Raw genomic sequence first — 16651 nt, 5'->3', positions numbered from 1 at the left:
CACGATAAGCTTAGTTTACGGTGTAAACAAGATGGAAACTGCAGACGGACTGCGCGCGCGGCTGATCGACGCCGCGACGACATTACTGGACGAGCAGGGCGAGGCGGGCGTCACCCTGCGCGCGCTGGCCAAGGCGACGGGCGTGTCGGCGATGGCGCCCTATCGGCACTTTGCCGACAAGGCGGCGCTGCTCGGCGCGGTCGCGGAGGCGGGGTTCGCCGAACTGGCGGCGGTGCTGGCGGAGGCCGATCGGGCAGAGCCGGCCAAGGCGGCCCTGGTCGCGCAGGGAATTGCCTATTTCCGGTTCGCACAGGCGCACCCGGCGATGTTCCGGCTGATGTTCGGCGGCAATCCCGGCTGCGCGGTGGAGCCCAAGCAATATGGCGAGGCTTTCGCGATCCTGTCGCGGCGCGTCGCGAGCCTCGCGGGCGGCGATCCCGGGCCGGCGACGCTCGCCGCCTGGGGCGTGGTCCATGGCCTGTCGACGCTCGCGCTCGACGGCAAGGTGCCGGCCGAGGACGACGTGGTCCGCGCCGCGGTGGCGCTGGTGGCGGACGGCGTCGCGGGGGCTCAGCCGCGCAGCGTGTAGCGCTCGATCGCTTCGTAGCTGGCTCCCTCGCGGCCGAGATGGCTTTCGTAGAGCAGGAAGCTGTCGACCATGAAGGGTGCGCTGGCGAGACCGGCATGCGCTTCGAGGAAGCGTTCGTTGGCGCCCGCCTGTGCGTTCATCCGGGCCAAGGTGATGTGCGGCAGATAGGCACGACGCTCGGGCGCCAGGCCCGCCCGCACCAGTGCCTGGTCGATCTTGTGGTGGAGCTGGGTCACCATCTCGTGCGGTCGCAGCCCGGCCCAGAGCGCATTGGGCCGCCCGCGCGAGTCGAACTCGCCGACCCCATCGACCACTAGCTCGAACGGCGCGAAGCGGACGTTGCCGAGCGCGAGTGCGACGTCTTCCGCCACCGGCCGCTCGACCTCGCCGATATAGCGCAGCGTGCAGTGGAGCTGTTCGTCGCTCTGCCAGCGCGCGCCCGGCACGCCGCCGGCAAGGCCGAGCAATTGCGCGCGAATCGCGGATGGCGGGCGGAAGCCGACGAACAGACGATGCATCAGCGGCGTTCTAGCCGACCCGCTAGCGTGTTCAAAGCGCACACAAAGTCCTCGCCGCCTGTGTATCGAAACGTTGCTGGGCCGGGTTTTGCTTGAAAACCCCTGTGGCGAGGCCGATATTCCAGCCATCCGGCATTGCGCCGGTCAAAGGAGTTTTTCGAATGGCTAACTGGTCCGATCCCCGCACGAGCGAGTCGCCCTTCGCGACCGCGAGTGCACGCGCCGCGGCGCATGACGCGGGGCTCCGGTCGTACATGCTGTCGGTCTACAACTACATGCTGTCCGGCGTGCTGCTGACCGGCATTGTCGCGCTGGCGTTCGGCAAGGTCGCCTCGCTGCAGGCGCTGCTGTTCCAGGTGGTGGAAACCGCCCGCGGTCTGTCGCTGCAGCCGACGCTGCTCGGCTGGGTGGTGATGATCTCGCCGCTGGCGATCGTGTTCGCGATGAGCTTCGGCCAGAACCGCATGTCCGAGGGCACGCTCAAGGCGCTGTTCTTCGCCTATGCAGGCCTGCTGGGCGCGTCGCTCTCGACGATCTTCGTCACCTATACCGACATGTCGATCGCCCAGGTGTTCTTCGGCACCGCGGCCGGTTTCGGTGCACTGAGCCTCTACGGCTACACCACCAAGAAGGATCTGTCGGGCTTCGGTACCTTCCTGATCATCGGCCTGGTGGGTCTGATCGTCGCGTCGATCGTCAACCTCTTCCTGCAGTCGGGCACGATGAGCCTGGTGATCAGCGCCGTCGGCGTGCTGATCTTCGCCGGCCTCACCGCCTATGACACGCAGAAGATCAAGAGCATCTACGCCTATGTCGCGGGCACCCGCGAGCAGGGCAAGGTCGCGATTATGGGGGCGCTGAACCTCTATCTCGACTTCATCAACATGTTCCTGTTCCTGCTGCGCCTGTTCGGCAGCTCGCGCGACTGATCCCCGCGCGGAACACGGCAACCAAGGGCCCGGTGGAGCGATCCGCCGGGCCTTTTGTTTTGCGCAGGCGCGATGCGGCGGAACGCGAATCCCGGCATGTCCGTTTAATCCGGGTAACGCTCAGGAGAGTGCAGCATGACCAACAATCCCCTCGACCCCGCGATGGACCGGATGTCGGTCGCTCCCGACCCCCGTGCCGACGATGAAGCGGCCAAGGGCGCCGTCCACTCGGCCGATGCGGGCACGGACAGCTCCATCGAGGAGCGGCTGGCCCGCGATCCCGCCAGCAAGGAAGCCCGGCTCGACCGGGCGCTCGACGAGTCGATGGACGCATCCGATCCGCCCGCTTCGACCCAGCCGGTGCACAACAACGAGATTCCGGAGAGCTCGGGCTATGATGCCAAGGCCGAAGCAAATCGCGCCGAAGGTAAGGAAGACGCGCCCAAGGAAGATCGTGGCCTGATCGACAAGGCCCTGCACAAGCTCGGCCTCGACTAAGGCAGTCCCGCATGGCTGCGTCTCCCGCGTCGGGCTGGCGCGCCAATCTGGTTCTCTACGCGGCGCTCGCCGCCAATATCGGGATCGCCGTCGCGAAGTTCGTCGCGGCGGCGATCACCGCGTCGTCCTCGATGCTCACCGAGGGCGTGCACAGCCTGGTCGACAGCCTCAACCAGATCCTGCTGCTCTACGGCCAACGCCGCGCCAAGCGGCCGCCCGATGCCGAACACCCCTTCGGCTATGGCCGCGAACTCTATTTCTGGGCCTTCGTCGTCGCGATCCTGATCTTCGGGCTGGGCGCCGGCGTGTCGGTGTACGAGGGCTATCTCCACATCATCGACCCGGAGCCGCTTCGCGACCCGCTGGTCAACTATATCGTGCTCGGTATCGCCACCGCGATGGAAGGCACCAGTTGGGTGATCGCGATCCGCGAGTTCCGCGAGAACAAGGGCGATTGCGGCTGGTGGAAGGCGATCCGCGAATCCAAGGATCCCGCCGGCTTCATCGTGCTGTTCGAGGACTCGGCGGCGCTGGCCGGGCTGGTCGTCGCCGCGATCGGCGTGTGGGCCAGCCATGCCTGGGATGACCCGCGGATCGACGGCATGGCCTCGATCGTCATCGGCCTGATCCTTGCCGCCGTCGCGACGCTGCTGGCGCGCGAGGCCAAGGGCCTGCTGATCGGCGAGCGCGCCAACCCGGACCTGATCGCCCAGGTGCGGACGATGCTGGAGGCCGAGCCGCGCATCACCGCGGTCAACCATGTCCGCACCATCCACACCGCACCCGACCGGGTATTCGTCGCGATCAGCGCCGATTTTGACGACAGCCTGGCAATGGGCGAGGCGGAGACGCTGGTCGAGCGGATCGAGGCCAAGTTGAAGGCGGCCCTGCCGCAGCTCAGCTCGATTTATATCCGCCCCGAAAAGCGCGAGGATGCCGAGGTGGTGGGCTGAACCCCTTTCCCCCCCTGGCGGGGGAGGATTGTCGTGGCTTCAATTCCCCAGCGCGCCGAGTAGTTCGTGGGTGCGCAGCGGCTTTTCGAGCAGGGCGGCATAGCCGGTCGCTGCCGCCTCGGCGGTCAGCGCGGGGCTGGGATAGCCGGTCATCAGCACGGCGCGGCCAGTCCAGCCGCGCGCCTGCAGCGCCCGCAGCAGGGCGATGCCGTCGCTGTCGGGCAGGCAGTAATCGGCGACCAGATAATCCGCGGTGAGTGCGGCCGGATCGGCGAGCGAGGCCGAGGCCACGCTGTGCGCCCGCACCTGATAGCCCTGGCCGTGCAGCAGCAGCTGAGTCGAGCGACGCACGCCGTCATCGTCTTCGACGAGCAACACGCTGGGGCGTTCGGCGGGGGAGGCGGTAGTCATCGAAGCGAGCCTGATCGCCTCGCCTGCCACGCCGTGAGGGCGGGGTCTTTACGCAAACCTCCTAGGTGGTCGGTCGGTCCGATCCGGCGCTCCGCTGGCCCAAGGGGCGGTTGCGGGCCCAGTCGCGATGCGGCACCCTCCTGTACGATGTTCTTTGACGAGAATCGCGTCTGGCCGCGGCCGGAACCGCAGCGTCCCGCGCCCGTACCGCCCGGGCGGCGCGAGCGATTCCTGACGCGGATGTTCCTCGTCTATGCGCTGATCCTGCTGCTGCTGCCGGTCAGCGCGAGCGGGATCGCCGACCTGATCCGCTACCTGCTCGCGCTGCTCTGAGGGCTGGCATGTTTCCCTCCCGCTTGCGGGATAGGCTAGGGGAGGGGAGCGCGGCAGCTTGGGTCCGCCATCGCCACGTCACTCCCTCCCCCGACCCCTCCCGCAAGCGGGAGGGGAGCGCAGGCGGAGAGCGACGCGTCTCCTTCAGCCCAGCTCGTCGTCCTTGTACTTGATCTGCAGGAAGTTACCCCGCGTCGCCAACGCGTCGAGGTCGCCTTGCGCCAGCTGCGCAGTCATCTCGGCGATTTCCTCGTCGATCACCTGCAGGCCCTGCGCCAGCTGCTGGTCGGGCGTCATGCCGTTGCGGGGCACGGTGCGCAGCGGCTCGGGCACGCGGCCATAGCCCTTGACCAGCTCAGGCAGCTGCTCGCCGATCAGCTTGCGGACCTCGTTGGCGGCGGGGGAGGATTCGTCCAGCCGGGCCAGCTGCGGCGCCAGCGTCTCCAGCTTCACCCCGATCGAGTCCACCAACGTGCGGGCAGGGGCCGGCAGCGCCAGCCGCTGCGTTTCCAGCCAGCGTTCGGTGGTGGAGGGCAGCGCCTTCAAGGGCACCTGCACCAGCTGTTCGACACGCGGCGCGCTGGTGACGGGAAGCGATGCGAAGACGAGTGTCGCCAGGATCAGCAGCGCCATCACCGCCAGCGCCCCGAACATGCCGAGCGGCACGAACATGCCGATCGTGATCGCCGCGATGATGATCACCGCGTCCGCCGCTGCGATCCGCCCGAGCCGCGAAAGGATCTCCGCCTCGCGCCGCTTGCGCGTGCGGGTGGCCAGCGCACCTTCGGTGCGGACGCGCGAGCGCTCGATCAGTTCCTCGCCGCGGGCGAGCAGGCGGTCCACGTCACTCGGCATCGCGGCTTACATCGCCTCCAGCTTGAAGCCATCGGTAGGGCCGCCCAGCCGGTTCTGCTCGGCACCCTCGGCGCGGGCGATATAGCCCTTCGACTTCTCGACTTCGTTCGACAGCGTGTTGACCGTCACCTTCATGCTGTCGAGCGCCTTGAGCTTGAACGTGTCGATCGCATCCATCGTGTCGTAGATGTTCTGGAAGGCGCGCTGCAGCGTCTCGACGGGGATGGTGGCGCTCGCCGCCTGTTCGTGGATCGCGGCGGTCTGGCTCTTGAGCAGCTGGCCGGTCGATTCGATCAGGTTGGCCGTCGTGGTGTTGAGCGCGGTGATCTGGTCGAGCACCAGCTTCTGGTTGTTGAGCGCCTGCGCCACGGTCACTGCGGTACGCAGCGCCGAGACGGTGGTGGTGGAGGCGCGGTCGACGCCCTTGATCAGCTCGACATTGTTCTTCTTGACCAGATCGAGCGCGAGATAGCCCTGCACTGTCACCGCCATCTGGGTGAGCAGGTCCTGGGTGCGCTGGCGGACATAGAAGAGCGCGGTCTCGCGGATCGCCTTGGCCTTGGCCGGATCGGTGTGATCGAGCTCGTTGGCCTTGTCCTCGAGCTTCGCGTCCATCGCCTTGGAGAGATAGATCATCTGCTCGAGGCGACCCATCGCGTTCCACAGATTGGCGCGCTCGGTGGCGATCGCGGCATTGTCCTGCAGCAGCTCGTCCTTGCCGTTGGCCAGGCTCTTGAGCACCGCGTTGATGTGGCTCTGCGACGACTGGTATTTGCGGAAATAGTTGGTCAGGCCGCCGCCGCCGAAGATCTTCGAGAGGAAGCCGTCCTTGCCGCCGATCAGCTTGCCGTTGCGCGAGGGGTCCAGGTCTTCCACGGTCTTGCGCAGCGCGAGCAGGTCGGCACCCACGCCGCCCTCGCTGCCCATCGCGCGCACCGGGCGATCGAGGAAGCGGTTGGACTGGCCGGCGGCGTCGCGGATTTCCTTCTGGCCCATCGCCGCGATCGCATCGACGCGCTTGCCGAATTCGGGCGAGTTCACGTCCTGCGCGATCAGATCGTCGATGAAGCCGTCGACGCGCTTGTCGAGCTCGGATTTCTTGGTGTCTTCGACCGGCACCAGCCCGGCAGCCTTTTCGGGTGCCACGACGGGGACGGGATCCGGGGGCGTGAGCACCAGACCCTGTTCTGCGGTATCCGTCACAGTCGCCATCGTCACTCTCTCCAACTCCGTAGGGATAACCATGCAGGCGAAGCACGTATCCCGCAAGTGTGTCATGTAGATAGCACAGTATGGATTGCAACTTGATCGGGGTCAGGCACGGGGATTGTATTGTCGTATAGCAATCGGAGAGGGTGGATGCAGCGGCGCGAGATGCTGGGCGCGATGGGGGCGGCGGGGTTTGTGGCGGGCGGCGTGGCGAGTCCCGCCAGCGCTGCGCCGGAGACAAGCCTGCCGCTGGAGTTCGCCTATGAAGCCATCGTCACGCTCGGCGCCGGCACCCCGGTTGGCAAGACGCCCTATGGCACGCGGAACCGCATCCCCATCACCGGCGGCACGTTCGAGGGCCCCCGCATTCGCGGCACGGTGCTCGCGGGCGGCATGGACTGGCAGTTGGAGCGGCCGGACCGGATGCTCGACATCTACGCCGACTACATGATGCAGGCCGAAGACGGCACGCTGATCCATGTGATCAACAAGGGGCTGATCAGCCACGATCCGAAGCGCCGCTATGTGCGGACGGTGCCCTGGTTCGAGGTGCCGGAAGGGCCGCATGCCTGGCTCAACCAGTCCGTGTTCACCGGCACGATCGGCGCGCCGCCGGAGGGGAAAGGGCCGGCGGTGCGGATCACGGTCTACCGGATCCTATAGCGGGAAATACGGGGGCCTTCCCGCGGCGCACAAATTCCGCTATGGGCCCGCCCGTACGCGCGCTTCCGCGCCAATCAGGAAATCGCATGAATCTCCGCAACGTCGCGATCATCGCGCACGTCGACCACGGCAAGACCACCCTCGTCGACCAGCTCTTCCGCCAGTCCGGCACCTTCCGCGACAACCAGCGCGTCGAAGAGCGTGCGATGGACTCGAACGACCTCGAAAAGGAGCGCGGGATCACGATTCTCGCCAAGCCGACGTCGGTTGACTGGTCGCCCGACGGCACCGAAGAGAACAGCATCCGCATCAACATCGTCGACACGCCCGGCCACGCCGACTTCGGCGGCGAGGTGGAGCGTATCCTGAGCATGGTCGACGGCGTGATCCTGCTGGTCGACTCGTCGGAAGGCGCGATGCCGCAGACCAAGTTCGTCACCGGCAAGGCGCTGAAGCTGGGCCTGCGCCCGATCGTGGTCGTCAACAAGATCGACCGTGCCGATTCGCGCGTGCAGGAAGTGCTCGACGAAGTGTTCGACCTGTTCGTGACGCTGGAAGCGACCGACGAGCAGCTCGACTTCCCGGTGCTCTACGCCTCGGGCCGCAACGGCTATGCCTCGGACGACCCCGAAGCGCGCGAGGGCACGCTGACCCCGCTGTTCCAGAAGATCGTCGACCATGTCCCGCCGCCCCAGGTGGACCCGGACGCCGAGTTCAAGTTCCTCGTCACCCTGCTCGACCGCGACAACTTCCTCGGCCGTATCCTCACCGGCCGTGTCGAGAGCGGCACGGTGCGCATGAACCAGGCGATCCACGCGCTGGATAACGACGGCAACATCATCGAGACCGGTCGCGCCTCGAAGATCATGTCGTTCCGCGGGCTCGACCGCGTGCCGGTGGAAGAAGCCAAGGCGGGCGACATCATCAGCCTCGCCGGCCTCGCCGTCGCCACCGTGTCGAACACCATCGCCGACACCTCGGTCAGCGTGCCGCTCCAGGCGCAGCCGATCGATCCGCCGACGCTGTCGATGCGCTTCGCCGTCAACGACTCGCCGATGGCGGGCCGCGAGGGCAGCAAGGTGACCAGCCGCATGATCCGCGACCGCCTGTTCCGCGAGGCGGAATCGAACGTCGCGATCAAGATCACCGAGAGCGACGAGAAGGACAGCTTCGAAGTCGCCGGCCGCGGCGAACTTCAGCTCGGCGTGCTGATCGAGACGATGCGCCGCGAGGGCTTCGAGCTCGGCATCAGCCGTCCGCGCGTGCTTTTCCGCGACGGCGAGAATGGCCGTGAAGAGCCGTACGAGACCGTCGTGATCGACGTGGATGAGGAATTCTCGGGCACGGTCGTCGACAAGATGAACCAGCGCAAGGCCGAGATGACCGACATGCGTCCGTCGGGCGGCGGCAAGACCCGCATCACCTTCTCGGCACCGTCGCGCGGCCTGATCGGCTATCACGGCGAGTTCCTTTCGGACACCCGCGGCACCGGCATCATGAACCGCCTGTTCGAGAAGTACGGGCCGTACAAGGGCAAGATCGAAGGCCGCAAGAACGGCGTGCTGATCTCCAACGGCGCCGGCGAAGCCCAGGGCTATGCGCTGGGTCCGCTCGAAGAGCGCGGTATCCTGTTCGTCGGCCACGGTGAGGCCCTGTACGAGGGCATGATCATCGGCGAGAACGCCAAGACGGAAGACCTCGAGGTCAACCCGATGAAGGCGAAGCAGCTGACCAACTTCCGCGCTTCGGGCGGCAAGGACGACGCGATCCGCCTGACCCCGCCGAAGAAGATGACGCTGGAACAGGCCATCGCGTACATCGACGACGACGAGATGGTGGAAGTGACCCCGAAGAACATCCGTCTGCGCAAGCGCTTCCTCGACCCGAACGAGCGCAAGCGCCAGAGCCGGGCGAAGTCGGCCGCGTAAGCGACGCTGCTACGGTGAAGAAAGGCCCCTGCCGGCAACGGCGGGGGCCTTTTCGTTGAAGGCCGGCGTCCTACACCAGAGCGTTTCCTCTCCCGCGAAGCGGGGGAGGGGGACCGCGCCGCGCCAGCGGCGTGGTAGAGGGCGCTTGCCCGGCACTCGCCGCCTCCGCTGCCGCCTTCGGCGGTGGTCCCCCCCCCTGGAGCCTTGCTCCGTGTGAGGAAACGATATCTTGCGGCGCCGGCGGCCTGAATTCAGGCCGCGCGGTTCCACGGCATGCGCTGCAGCGCTACGCCCAGCCCGCACCAGCCGCTGACCCCCGCAAAGGCCAGCATGAAGCCGAAGAACGCGGCCGCGTAGAAACCCGGCACGAACCCCGCCAGCCCGGCCAGCGTGCCGGCCAGCACCAGTAGCCCGACGATCATCTGTACCTGGCGGAAGACCGACACGCGCGGCACACCGACACTCGTCACCGGCAGCCCGGCGGCAGCCCAAGCTTCTATCCCGCCTTCGAGGTTGCGCACCCGGCCCCCCAGGCTGCGCCCCGCTAGCGCGCAGGCCTGGCCGCCGCGGCCGCCTTTCTGGCACTGGAAGATCAGCAGTCGGTCCGCCGGAAGATCGGCATCGGCCAGCACCGCCGGCAGGCTGCCCAGCGGCATCGATGCGGCATAGGGAATGTGGCTTGCCCGAAACTCGTCGGGCTCGCGCACGTCGATCAGCAGCGCGCCGCCGCCGGCGAGCAGGCGGTGCGCCTCGGGGGCCGAAATCGTCGCGGTCATGCGTTTTCCTTTCCGCAGAAATGCGCGTGGAGCACGGCCATCAGCTCGCGCGCGGCAGGGTGGGTGATCGAATAGAAGAGCGTGCGATGGTCGCGCCGCGCGGCGACGATGCCCTCATCCTTCAGCTTGCCCAGATGCTGCGACATCGAGGTCGGCGCGATGCCGGTGGCCGCGATCAGTGCGCCGACGCTCTGTTCCCCCTCCACCAGCGCACACAGGATCATCAGCCGGTGCGGATTGGCGAGGCCGGAGAGCAGCGCGGCGGCGCCCGCGGCCTTGGGCGCCATCGCTTCCATCAGGGGATTCACGGAAAAGCTTGCGTTCATTCCATGACTATATCAATTCATGAGTATACGAATCAATAGGGAGTTGCCCCATGGCCAAGGATTATCGCGCGCTGACGCAGGACATTTCCGCCTATTCCGCCCAGCTGCGCAAGCTGGCGCCGGAAACGATGGCGGGCTTCCACGCCATGGCGAAGGCGGCCGGGGCGAAAGGGGCGGTCGACGCCAGGACCAAGGAGCTGATCGCACTGGCGATCGGCGTCACCCAGCGCTGTGACGGCTGTATCGGCTTCCACGCCAAGGCGCTGGTCGGGATGGGTGCGAGCCGCGCCGAAGTCGCCGAGGTGATGGCGATGTGCGTGTACATGGGCGGCGGCCCGGCGCTGATGTACGCGGCAGATGCGCTGCGGGCGTACGACCAGTTCGCGGACGGGACGGCGGCCTGAACGCAGCGCTCGCGCAATGCCGAAGGTGCGGAATGCGCTTCCGCTCGCCGGCCCGGCATGATCTAAGGAGCGCGTCCTGCCGGAGAGTATCGCATGTTGCTGGCCGCGTTGTTGATGGGCCTTTCGCCCCAGACCCAGGCGGCTGCGCCCGCTACCACCGCGTCGGTGGACGCCCCGCAGCAGGCGGCGGACGGGTCGCAGCGCTGGTCGGTGCTGGCGGATCCCTGCGCGTCCGCCCAGACCAATGGCGATCAGATCGTGGTGTGCGGCAAGGGCGTCGATGCGCCGCGCTTGCCGCTGCCGGAGGAGCGCGGGCCGCCCGACCGGCCGCGACCGAGCAATCCGGACCTGACCGGCATCGGGGCGCTCGGTGCTGCCGATGCTCCGTGCGCGACGCGAATGGGGGGATGCCAGGTCGGCGTCGACATCTTCGGTGCGGCAACCACGCTGGTCCGGGGCGTCGGCAAGGTAATCAGCCCGGGCAGTTGCTGCGAGGAGCCGGGCGAATCGACCAATTTCTTCAAGCTGGTCGGCGATGCCGGCAAGGGGGTCGGCCGGGCGTTCAAGAAGAAGCCCGACAAGTCGAAGCGCGTGCCGATCGACCTCAGCGATCCGGTGCCGTTCCGCTCATCTCCAGCAGCACCGCCCATTCCTCCGGCCGCACCGGTGTCACCGACAGGCGCGACTGGCGCACCATCTCGAGGTCCTTGAGCCGCGGCTCGGCCTTGATCTCGGGCAGCGGCACCGGCTTGGCCAGCGGACGCAGCGCCTTCACTTCCACGCTTGCCCATTTGTCGTCGTCGCCGTCGGGCTGCCAGGCACGGGTGATCTCCATGATGCCGACCGCGGCCTTCTGAATGTTGGAATGGTAGAAGATCGCCTGGTCGCCGGGGACCATGTCCTTGAGGAAATTGCGGGCGGTATAGTTGCGCACGCCGTTCCATTCGGTGCTGCCGTCGCGCACCAGGTCATCCCAGCCATAGACGTCGGGTTCGGAGCGAAGGATCCAGTAGGCCATGCCGCCCGTTACCCAGCTAAACCGCGGCTGAACAGCCGGTTCCGTACCGATTAAGCCGCGATTCTGTATCGGAAGGCCATCGGCGCCGAGCGACTCGCCGGGCGCCTTGAGGTGAGGAGCGAGTGACATGAACCATCTGGCCAAGAAGCTGGTGCTGGGCATCGCCACGGGCGCGAGCCTGCTGGCCGCGGTGGCGCCCGCGCAGGCGCAGGACTGGCGCTATCGTCGGCACTATTACCGCGATCGCGGCGGCGATGCGGCGGGCGCGGCGCTGGTGGCGGGCATCGCGGGCCTGGCGATCGGCGCGGCAATTTCGAACGATCGGCGCTACGATTATGACCGCCGCTTCTACCGCGAGCGCGGCTATTATCCGACCGACGGCTATTGGTACCGGGACAATTATCCGCGCTATCGCTATTATGAATATTGCGACGTGCGGCGGGTATGGGACCCCTATCTCGGCCGGCCGGTGCTGATCCGCTACTGCGACTGACCCCCGGGCGCGCGACCATCCCTTGAGATGGCTCGCGCGCCGCTGCGGTCCGGCTAGAGTGGGCCCATGGCAACCACCGAATCGCTCGACCCGGCCGATCCCTATGCGCGATCCGCCCAGACCTTCCCGGTCCTGACCGCCGAGATGATCGCGCGGGTCGCTGCCTTCGGCATCGAGGAAGCGGTGGCGGAGGGCGCGATGCTGTATCGCCGCGGCGATCACAGCGTGGATTTCTTCCTGTGCCTGTCCGGCGGCATTGCGATCGTCGATACCGACAGCGAGGGCGCGGAGCATGTCTTCCACGTTAATGAGACCGGCCAGTTCACCGGCGAGCTGGACCTGTTCAACGACCGCAAGATCCTGGTGAGCGCCCGCGCGCTGCCCGGCACGCGCGTGGTGCGGATCGACCGCGGGGCGTTCCGCCGGATGATGGCGGCGGAGCCCGATATCGGCGAGATCGTGATGCGCGCCTTCATCCTGCGCCGGGTCGGTCTGCTCCGCCACAGCGACGCAGGCGTGGCGCTGGCCGGGCCGGGGCACGGCGCGGACATGGGGCGGATCGAGACCTTCCTCACCCGCAACGCGATGCCACACCGGCGGATCGACACCGATACCGATCCTGACGCTGCTGGATTTCTGGAATGCCTGGCGCTGACCGAGGACGATCTCCCCGTGGTAGTGCTGGAGGGCCGTGTGCTCCGCAACCCGAGCAACGCCGCGCTGGCCGATGCGCTGGGCCTCGCCACCGCCCTCGATCCGGAGCATGTCCATGACGTTGCCGTCGTCGGCGCGGGCCCCGCAGGACTGGCGGCGGCGGTCTATGCAGCGTCCGAAGGGCTCGACACGATCGTGATTGAGGCGGTGGCGCCCGGCGGCCAGGCAGGGACCAGCTCGAAAATCGAGAATTACCTCGGCTTTCCCACCGGCATTTCGGGCCAGGCGCTGGCGGGGCGCGCGCAGGTGCAGGCACAGAAGTTCGGTGCGCGGCTGCTCGTCTCGCGCTCGGTGGTGCGGATCGAATGCGAGGAGCGGCCGCTGCGGCTCCACCTCGACGACGGCGCGACGCTCCAGGCCCGCGCGGTGGTGGTGGCGACGGGTGCGCGCTACCGCAAGCTCGACCTGCCGCGCTACGCCGCGCTGGAGGGCAACGGCATCTACTACGCCGCCACCGCGATGGAAGCCGGGCTGTGCGCGGGCTCCGAGGTGGTGGTGGTCGGCGGCGGCAACTCCGCGGGGCAGGCGGCGGTGTTCCTCGCGGGCCATGCGGCGCACGTCCACGTGCTGGTGCGCGGTCCCGGACTGGCCGCGACCATGTCGCGCTATCTGATCGATCGGATCGAGGCTTCGGACCGGATCACGCTGCACCCCTTCACCGAAGTCACCGCGCTCGAAGGCGAGCATGCACTAACCGGTCTGGCGTGGACCGATCGCCGGACCGGTGCCGTGGAGCGCCGTGCGGTGGGCGCGCTGTTCGTGATGATCGGCGCGGTGCCCAACACGAACTGGCTGGAGGGCTGTGTCGATCTCGACACGCGCGGCTTCGTGCAGACGGGCAGCGGCGAGACCTTCTTCTGCTCGACCGCGCCCGGCGTGTTCGCGGTGGGCGATGTGCGCGCGGGATCGGTGAAGCGCGTCGCCTCGGGGGTGGGCGAGGGATCGGTGGTGGTCTCGGCCATCCACCGCTATCTTGAACCCGCGGCCGAATGACGGCATGAGCCGCGCATGAGCGATACCCCTCCCGATCGTCTGTCGGTCAACCCGAGCAGCCCCTATTTCACCCGCGAACTGCTGGAGCGCGGCGTCGGCATCAAGTTCAAGGGCGTCGAGCGCCGCGATGTCGAAGAGTACTGCATCTCCGAAGGCTGGGTGCGGGTCGCGCTCGGCAAGAAGACCGACCGCAAGGGCAACCCGCTGACGATCAAGCTGGTCGGCCCGGTCGAGGCCTGGTTCCAGAGCGGCGGCGAGGCGGCTGCGGAAGAGGCGAAGGGCGAGGACGGCGCCGAGGGCTGAGCCCAGCTTGCGAGGCTGCCGAATGTCGGCACGCCTCGCCCGCTTCCTCCAATAGCCGACCTCTAGGACGACGATCGTCAGTCGTCCGTCGATCCGCCCGACCAGCGTAACGTCGCCGCTGGGCCGATCCGGCCCGTTCATCGCGGCGATGGCGAATATCGGATCAAATGTCTTCGCCGAGGGCGGCGTAACCAGGGTTTCCGCTGTCTTGGCGTCGCGGCACGCCGCGTAGCTCCACGCCGTGCCGACATAGCCGATCGCAGAGCCTTGTGGCGGCAGCGCCCTGGGCTTCTCGATAATCCGCTGCCCGTGGCCGATTGGGCGCAGCCGGCCATCGGAGACGGCGCCGCCGACATATTGCGCGCCAAAGTCGAAGCAGATGCCGTCGCTGCGCGTGAGACGTTCCGGCAGAAAGCCGAGCGCCCACGCATCGAGGAACCGCGCACCACCGTGTTCTTCGACCGTGTAGGCGCCTGTTGCCGTCACATGTGCCTTTGCCGCGTTGGCATAGCCGGGGAGCAGGCGAATGTGCTGCCCGATCGCAACGGTCTAGTGGCCGAAACCTGGCAAGCCGGGATCGGCTAGCTTGGCTACTGCCGAACGCGGGGCGCCGGAATAGCCGCCAAGCGGTACGACCTGCGCCTTCCCTCCCTGCGAGCAGTGCAGTCAAGCAGGCGAGGGCGAGCAGGCAGCCCGCCCAAGCCCGGCTACACCGTCGCTCAGTGCTCTACTTCTCGCAATTGTCGCGTCCTAGCGCGTTGCCGCCGCCCGCGACAGCTTGACCATTGCCTCTCCCACGCTCGCGCGGATGGCGGACCGTGTCAGGCTCACCGTCTGCCCCTGCTTGATGCACGCGGTGAAGGCTGGTTTCAGCTTTTCTATCGCTGCGCTTTCCTCCGCTCCGGTGGGCTGGGCGATCAGCAGGGTGTGGGCACCGCCGGGATTGTCGCGGGCGACGCAGTCACCGAACAGGCGGGCGGCGACAAAATCGGCCGGCAGGCTGGCGACGTCGCCGTCGAATTCGTCGGAGAGGCGAAGCGGCGGCAGTGCGCTGAGACCAGCAACGGGTCCGCTGTTGCCGAACTCGCGGCGATAGAGCGAGGGGTACAGCGCTGCCCGAAAGGTCTCAGGTTGTAACCGCATTTCGATGCGGCTGTGCGTGCGCGCCGCAGCCTTGTTGAGGCAGCTGAGGTCCGCCGCCTTCATCGCAGCGGCGTCGAACGAGGGCTGGCGAGGGATCGCGCGCAGAAAGGTCTGAATTGCCGATTGTCTGGATTTCTGCGCCGCGACGCAGTCGGTGAACTCGGCGAGCAGTCGTGATCGTTCGGCGACGGATGGATCCTCTGCTGCGGGCCGCGCCTGTGTGGCGCTCACAGATAGCGAGGCAAAAACGAGCGCCACGACAACAAGTCCGTTGACAGACTGCATGATCCTCTCCGCACATATTTTGTTAGGTGTTGCCAGTGTCGCATAGGTTGGGCGCCGCCCAAAGCGATTTCTGTTCCCGAACAAGCGCTAATCTGCACTTGCTCTAAGCACGCCCAGGCCGCCGCGTTTCTTGCAAGGTACGTTGCTACAGGGTCTCCCTGCTTCAGGGGGAACCTTGCCGGTTCAGATCGCGCTCTTGATCATCCCGTAATGGTGCCAGGCGAAGATCGCCGCGGCGCCGCGGTGCGGGCGCCAGGCCTCGGACCATTCGCGCGTCAGCTTCTCGCTCGGCCGCTCCGGGTGGCCGAGGATGTGGCCGATCTCGATCTGCACCGCCAGGTCGCCCGCCGGCCAGATGTCCGGCCGGCCTTCGGCGAACAGCAGGTAGATCTCCGCCGACCAGCGCCCGATGCCCTTGATCCGGGTGAGGGCGGCGATCGCTTCCTCGTCGTCCTGCGGCAGCGTGGCGAGATCGAGCGCGCCGCTGGTCACCTGCTCGGATAGACTGCGGGCATAGCCCATCTTCTGGCGCGACAGGCCGGCGCTGCGCAGCAATTCGTCGCTCGCCGCGGCGAGCAGCGCGGGGTCTTCGGCATTGCCGAGTACGGCATCGAGCTTGTTCCACACCGCCGTCGCGGCGGCGACGCTCACCTGTTGCCCCACGATCGTGCGGAGCAAGGTCGCATAGCCGGGCTCTCGGATGCGCGGCTCGGGATATCCGGCGCGTTCGAGGGCGGCGGCGAACGCGGGTTCGATCGCGGCCAATGCGTCGATCGACCCCTTCAGCTGGTCGGCGGTAAGGCCCATGGATTGGCTCCTTGAAACGGGCTCGGTTCACCGGCATGGACACGGCGAACCAAGGAGATGCAGATGCCCCAGCTTACGGTCGTGACGCGTGACGGAACCGAACGCACGGTAACCGGCGAGGCCGGTCTCAGCGTGATGGAAGTGATTCGCGACAATGGCTTCGACGAGTTGCTGGCGCTGTGCGGCGGCTGCTGCAGCTGCGCGACCTGCCACGTCCATGTCGACCCGGAATTTGCGGACAAACTGCCGAAGATGAGCATGGACGAGGACGATCTGCTCGACAGCACCAGCGATCGCGACGCGACCTCGCGCCTGTCGTGCCAGCTGCCCTTCACCGATGCGCTGGACGGCCTGCGCGTGCGGATCGCCGCCGAGGATTGAGAACGGGCGGGGAGGGGGAAGCTGCCACTCCTTCCTCGCGCCACCAAGCTTCCATCGTCATTCCCGCGCAGGCGGGAATCCATTTGCCAGGGCGCTGGGGGCAGGAACTGCGGCTTCAGCGC

General features: G+C 67.2%; 23 protein-coding genes. 14 read left to right on the top strand and 9 right to left on the bottom strand.

All coding sequences use genetic code 11. The features are described from left to right. The first annotated feature begins 31 nt into the window (after positions 1 to 31). Complete coding sequence (locus QZ670_RS11120) at positions 32 to 589, top strand: TetR/AcrR family transcriptional regulator (RefSeq protein WP_294255110.1); 558 nt, start codon at positions 32 to 34, stop codon at positions 587 to 589. Here the strand turns inward: QZ670_RS11120 and thpR are convergent. Next, complete coding sequence (gene thpR, locus QZ670_RS11115) at positions 571 to 1107, bottom strand: RNA 2',3'-cyclic phosphodiesterase (protein WP_294255108.1); 537 nt, start codon at positions 1105 to 1107, stop codon at positions 571 to 573. The two genes, QZ670_RS11120 and thpR, sit on opposite strands and share 19 nt — an antisense overlap. Before the next feature lie 161 nt (positions 1108 to 1268). On the opposite strand from thpR, the gene QZ670_RS11110 reads away from it, so the two are divergent. From QZ670_RS11110 to QZ670_RS11100, 3 genes are all read left to right on the top strand, one after another. Continuing rightward, positions 1269 to 2036 carry a Bax inhibitor-1/YccA family protein gene (locus QZ670_RS11110; RefSeq protein ID WP_294255105.1) on the top strand — a complete coding sequence of 256 codons (768 nt, stop codon included), beginning with the start codon at positions 1269 to 1271 and terminating at the stop codon, positions 2034 to 2036. Positions 2037 to 2171: 135 nt separating this feature from the next. Next, the gene (locus tag QZ670_RS11105) at positions 2172 to 2534 is read left to right on the top strand and encodes a hypothetical protein (RefSeq protein ID WP_294255103.1); all 363 of its coding nucleotides are present in this window, start codon (positions 2172 to 2174) and stop codon (positions 2532 to 2534) included. 11 nt (positions 2535 to 2545) lie between these two features. Beyond that, on the top strand, positions 2546 to 3487 hold the full coding sequence (locus QZ670_RS11100; protein ID WP_294255099.1) for a cation diffusion facilitator family transporter: 942 nt from the start codon (positions 2546 to 2548) through the stop codon (positions 3485 to 3487). Positions 3488 to 3526: 39 nt separating this feature from the next. On the opposite strand, the gene QZ670_RS11095 is transcribed toward QZ670_RS11100, so the two are convergent. Beyond that, on the bottom strand, positions 3527 to 3898 hold the full coding sequence (locus QZ670_RS11095; protein ID WP_294255095.1) for a response regulator: 372 nt from the start codon (positions 3896 to 3898) through the stop codon (positions 3527 to 3529). Positions 3899 to 4045: 147 nt separating this feature from the next. On the opposite strand from QZ670_RS11095, the gene QZ670_RS11090 reads away from it, so the two are divergent. Further along, on the top strand, positions 4046 to 4231 hold the full coding sequence (locus QZ670_RS11090; protein WP_294255092.1) for a hypothetical protein: 186 nt from the start codon (positions 4046 to 4048) through the stop codon (positions 4229 to 4231). A 144-nt stretch (positions 4232 to 4375) separates the two neighbouring features. Here QZ670_RS11090 and QZ670_RS11085 read toward each other — a convergent pair whose 3' ends face one another. Then, entirely contained in the window at positions 4376 to 5086 is a 711-nt protein-coding gene (locus QZ670_RS11085) for a hypothetical protein (protein WP_294255090.1), read from the bottom strand. Positions 5087 to 5092: 6 nt separating this feature from the next. Further along, positions 5093 to 6298, bottom strand: coding sequence for a toxic anion resistance protein (locus QZ670_RS11080; protein WP_294255088.1), 1206 nt, complete (start codon positions 6296 to 6298; stop codon positions 5093 to 5095). A 147-nt stretch (positions 6299 to 6445) separates the two neighbouring features. Between QZ670_RS11080 and QZ670_RS11075 the strand changes: the two genes are divergently transcribed. Both QZ670_RS11075 and typA read left to right on the top strand, forming a co-directional pair. After that, a complete protein-coding gene (locus QZ670_RS11075; RefSeq protein ID WP_294255086.1) occupies positions 6446 to 6958 on the top strand; it encodes a DUF3237 domain-containing protein in 513 nt (170 codons plus the stop codon). An 86-nt stretch (positions 6959 to 7044) separates the two neighbouring features. Then, complete coding sequence (gene typA, locus QZ670_RS11070) at positions 7045 to 8886, top strand: translational GTPase TypA (protein ID WP_294255084.1); 1842 nt, start codon at positions 7045 to 7047, stop codon at positions 8884 to 8886. A 251-nt stretch (positions 8887 to 9137) separates the two neighbouring features. On the opposite strand, the gene QZ670_RS11065 is transcribed toward typA, so the two are convergent. Both QZ670_RS11065 and QZ670_RS11060 read right to left on the bottom strand, forming a co-directional pair. After that, entirely contained in the window at positions 9138 to 9662 is a 525-nt protein-coding gene (locus tag QZ670_RS11065) for a rhodanese-like domain-containing protein (RefSeq protein WP_294255082.1), read from the bottom strand. Further along, positions 9659 to 9970: a metalloregulator ArsR/SmtB family transcription factor gene (locus QZ670_RS11060; protein WP_294255080.1), complete on the bottom strand. Its 312-nt coding sequence runs from the start codon at positions 9968 to 9970 to the stop codon at positions 9659 to 9661. The genes QZ670_RS11065 and QZ670_RS11060 overlap by 4 nt, the downstream gene beginning before the upstream one ends. 68 nt (positions 9971 to 10038) lie before the next feature. Between QZ670_RS11060 and QZ670_RS11055 the strand changes: the two genes are divergently transcribed. Beyond that, positions 10039 to 10392: a carboxymuconolactone decarboxylase family protein gene (locus QZ670_RS11055; RefSeq protein WP_294255078.1), complete on the top strand. Its 354-nt coding sequence runs from the start codon at positions 10039 to 10041 to the stop codon at positions 10390 to 10392. Between the two features lie 93 nt (positions 10393 to 10485). Continuing rightward, positions 10486 to 11103 (top strand): hypothetical protein, encoded by a 618-nt coding sequence (locus QZ670_RS11050; RefSeq protein WP_294255076.1) that lies wholly within the window; start codon positions 10486 to 10488, stop codon positions 11101 to 11103. Here QZ670_RS11050 and QZ670_RS11045 read toward each other — a convergent pair. Then, a complete protein-coding gene (locus QZ670_RS11045; RefSeq protein ID WP_294255073.1) occupies positions 10997 to 11410 on the bottom strand; it encodes an EVE domain-containing protein in 414 nt (137 codons plus the stop codon). The genes QZ670_RS11050 and QZ670_RS11045 overlap by 107 nt on opposite strands. 127 nt (positions 11411 to 11537) lie before the next feature. Here QZ670_RS11045 and QZ670_RS11040 point away from each other — a divergent pair, with 127 nt between their 5' ends. The 4 genes from QZ670_RS11040 to QZ670_RS11025 all read left to right on the top strand — a co-directional run bounded on the left by QZ670_RS11040 (position 11538) and on the right by QZ670_RS11025 (position 14498). Continuing rightward, a complete protein-coding gene (locus QZ670_RS11040; RefSeq protein ID WP_294255071.1) occupies positions 11538 to 11903 on the top strand; it encodes a hypothetical protein in 366 nt (121 codons plus the stop codon). A gap of 66 nt (positions 11904 to 11969) precedes the next feature. Beyond that, positions 11970 to 13610, top strand: a complete 1641-nt coding sequence (locus QZ670_RS11035) for an FAD-dependent oxidoreductase (protein WP_294255068.1) — start codon at positions 11970 to 11972, stop codon at positions 13608 to 13610. A 15-nt stretch (positions 13611 to 13625) separates the two neighbouring features. Then, positions 13626 to 13913, top strand: a complete 288-nt coding sequence (locus QZ670_RS11030; protein WP_294255065.1) for a DUF3297 family protein — start codon at positions 13626 to 13628, stop codon at positions 13911 to 13913. Between the two features lie 309 nt (positions 13914 to 14222). Then, a complete protein-coding gene (locus tag QZ670_RS11025; RefSeq protein ID WP_294255057.1) occupies positions 14223 to 14498 on the top strand; it encodes a hypothetical protein in 276 nt (91 codons plus the stop codon). A 165-nt stretch (positions 14499 to 14663) separates the two neighbouring features. Here QZ670_RS11025 and QZ670_RS11020 read toward each other — a convergent pair whose 3' ends face one another. After that, complete coding sequence (locus tag QZ670_RS11020; RefSeq protein ID WP_294255054.1) at positions 14664 to 15341, bottom strand: hypothetical protein; 678 nt, start codon at positions 15339 to 15341, stop codon at positions 14664 to 14666. Between the two features lie 183 nt (positions 15342 to 15524). Then, entirely contained in the window at positions 15525 to 16148 is a 624-nt protein-coding gene (locus QZ670_RS11015) for a DNA-3-methyladenine glycosylase 2 family protein (RefSeq protein ID WP_294255051.1), read from the bottom strand. 63 nt (positions 16149 to 16211) lie between these two features. Between QZ670_RS11015 and QZ670_RS11010 the strand changes: the two genes are divergently transcribed. Further along, entirely contained in the window at positions 16212 to 16529 is a 318-nt protein-coding gene (locus tag QZ670_RS11010; protein WP_064311720.1) for a 2Fe-2S iron-sulfur cluster-binding protein, read from the top strand. Positions 16530 to 16651: the final 122 nt, after the last annotated feature.

The sequence above is a fragment of the uncultured Sphingomonas sp. genome (assembly GCF_913774285.1).
Lineage (GTDB): Bacteria > Pseudomonadota > Alphaproteobacteria > Sphingomonadales > Sphingomonadaceae > Sphingomonas.
The sequence above is the reverse complement of the archived record's forward strand: the minus strand, read 5'-3'. Positions and strand labels throughout refer to the sequence as shown.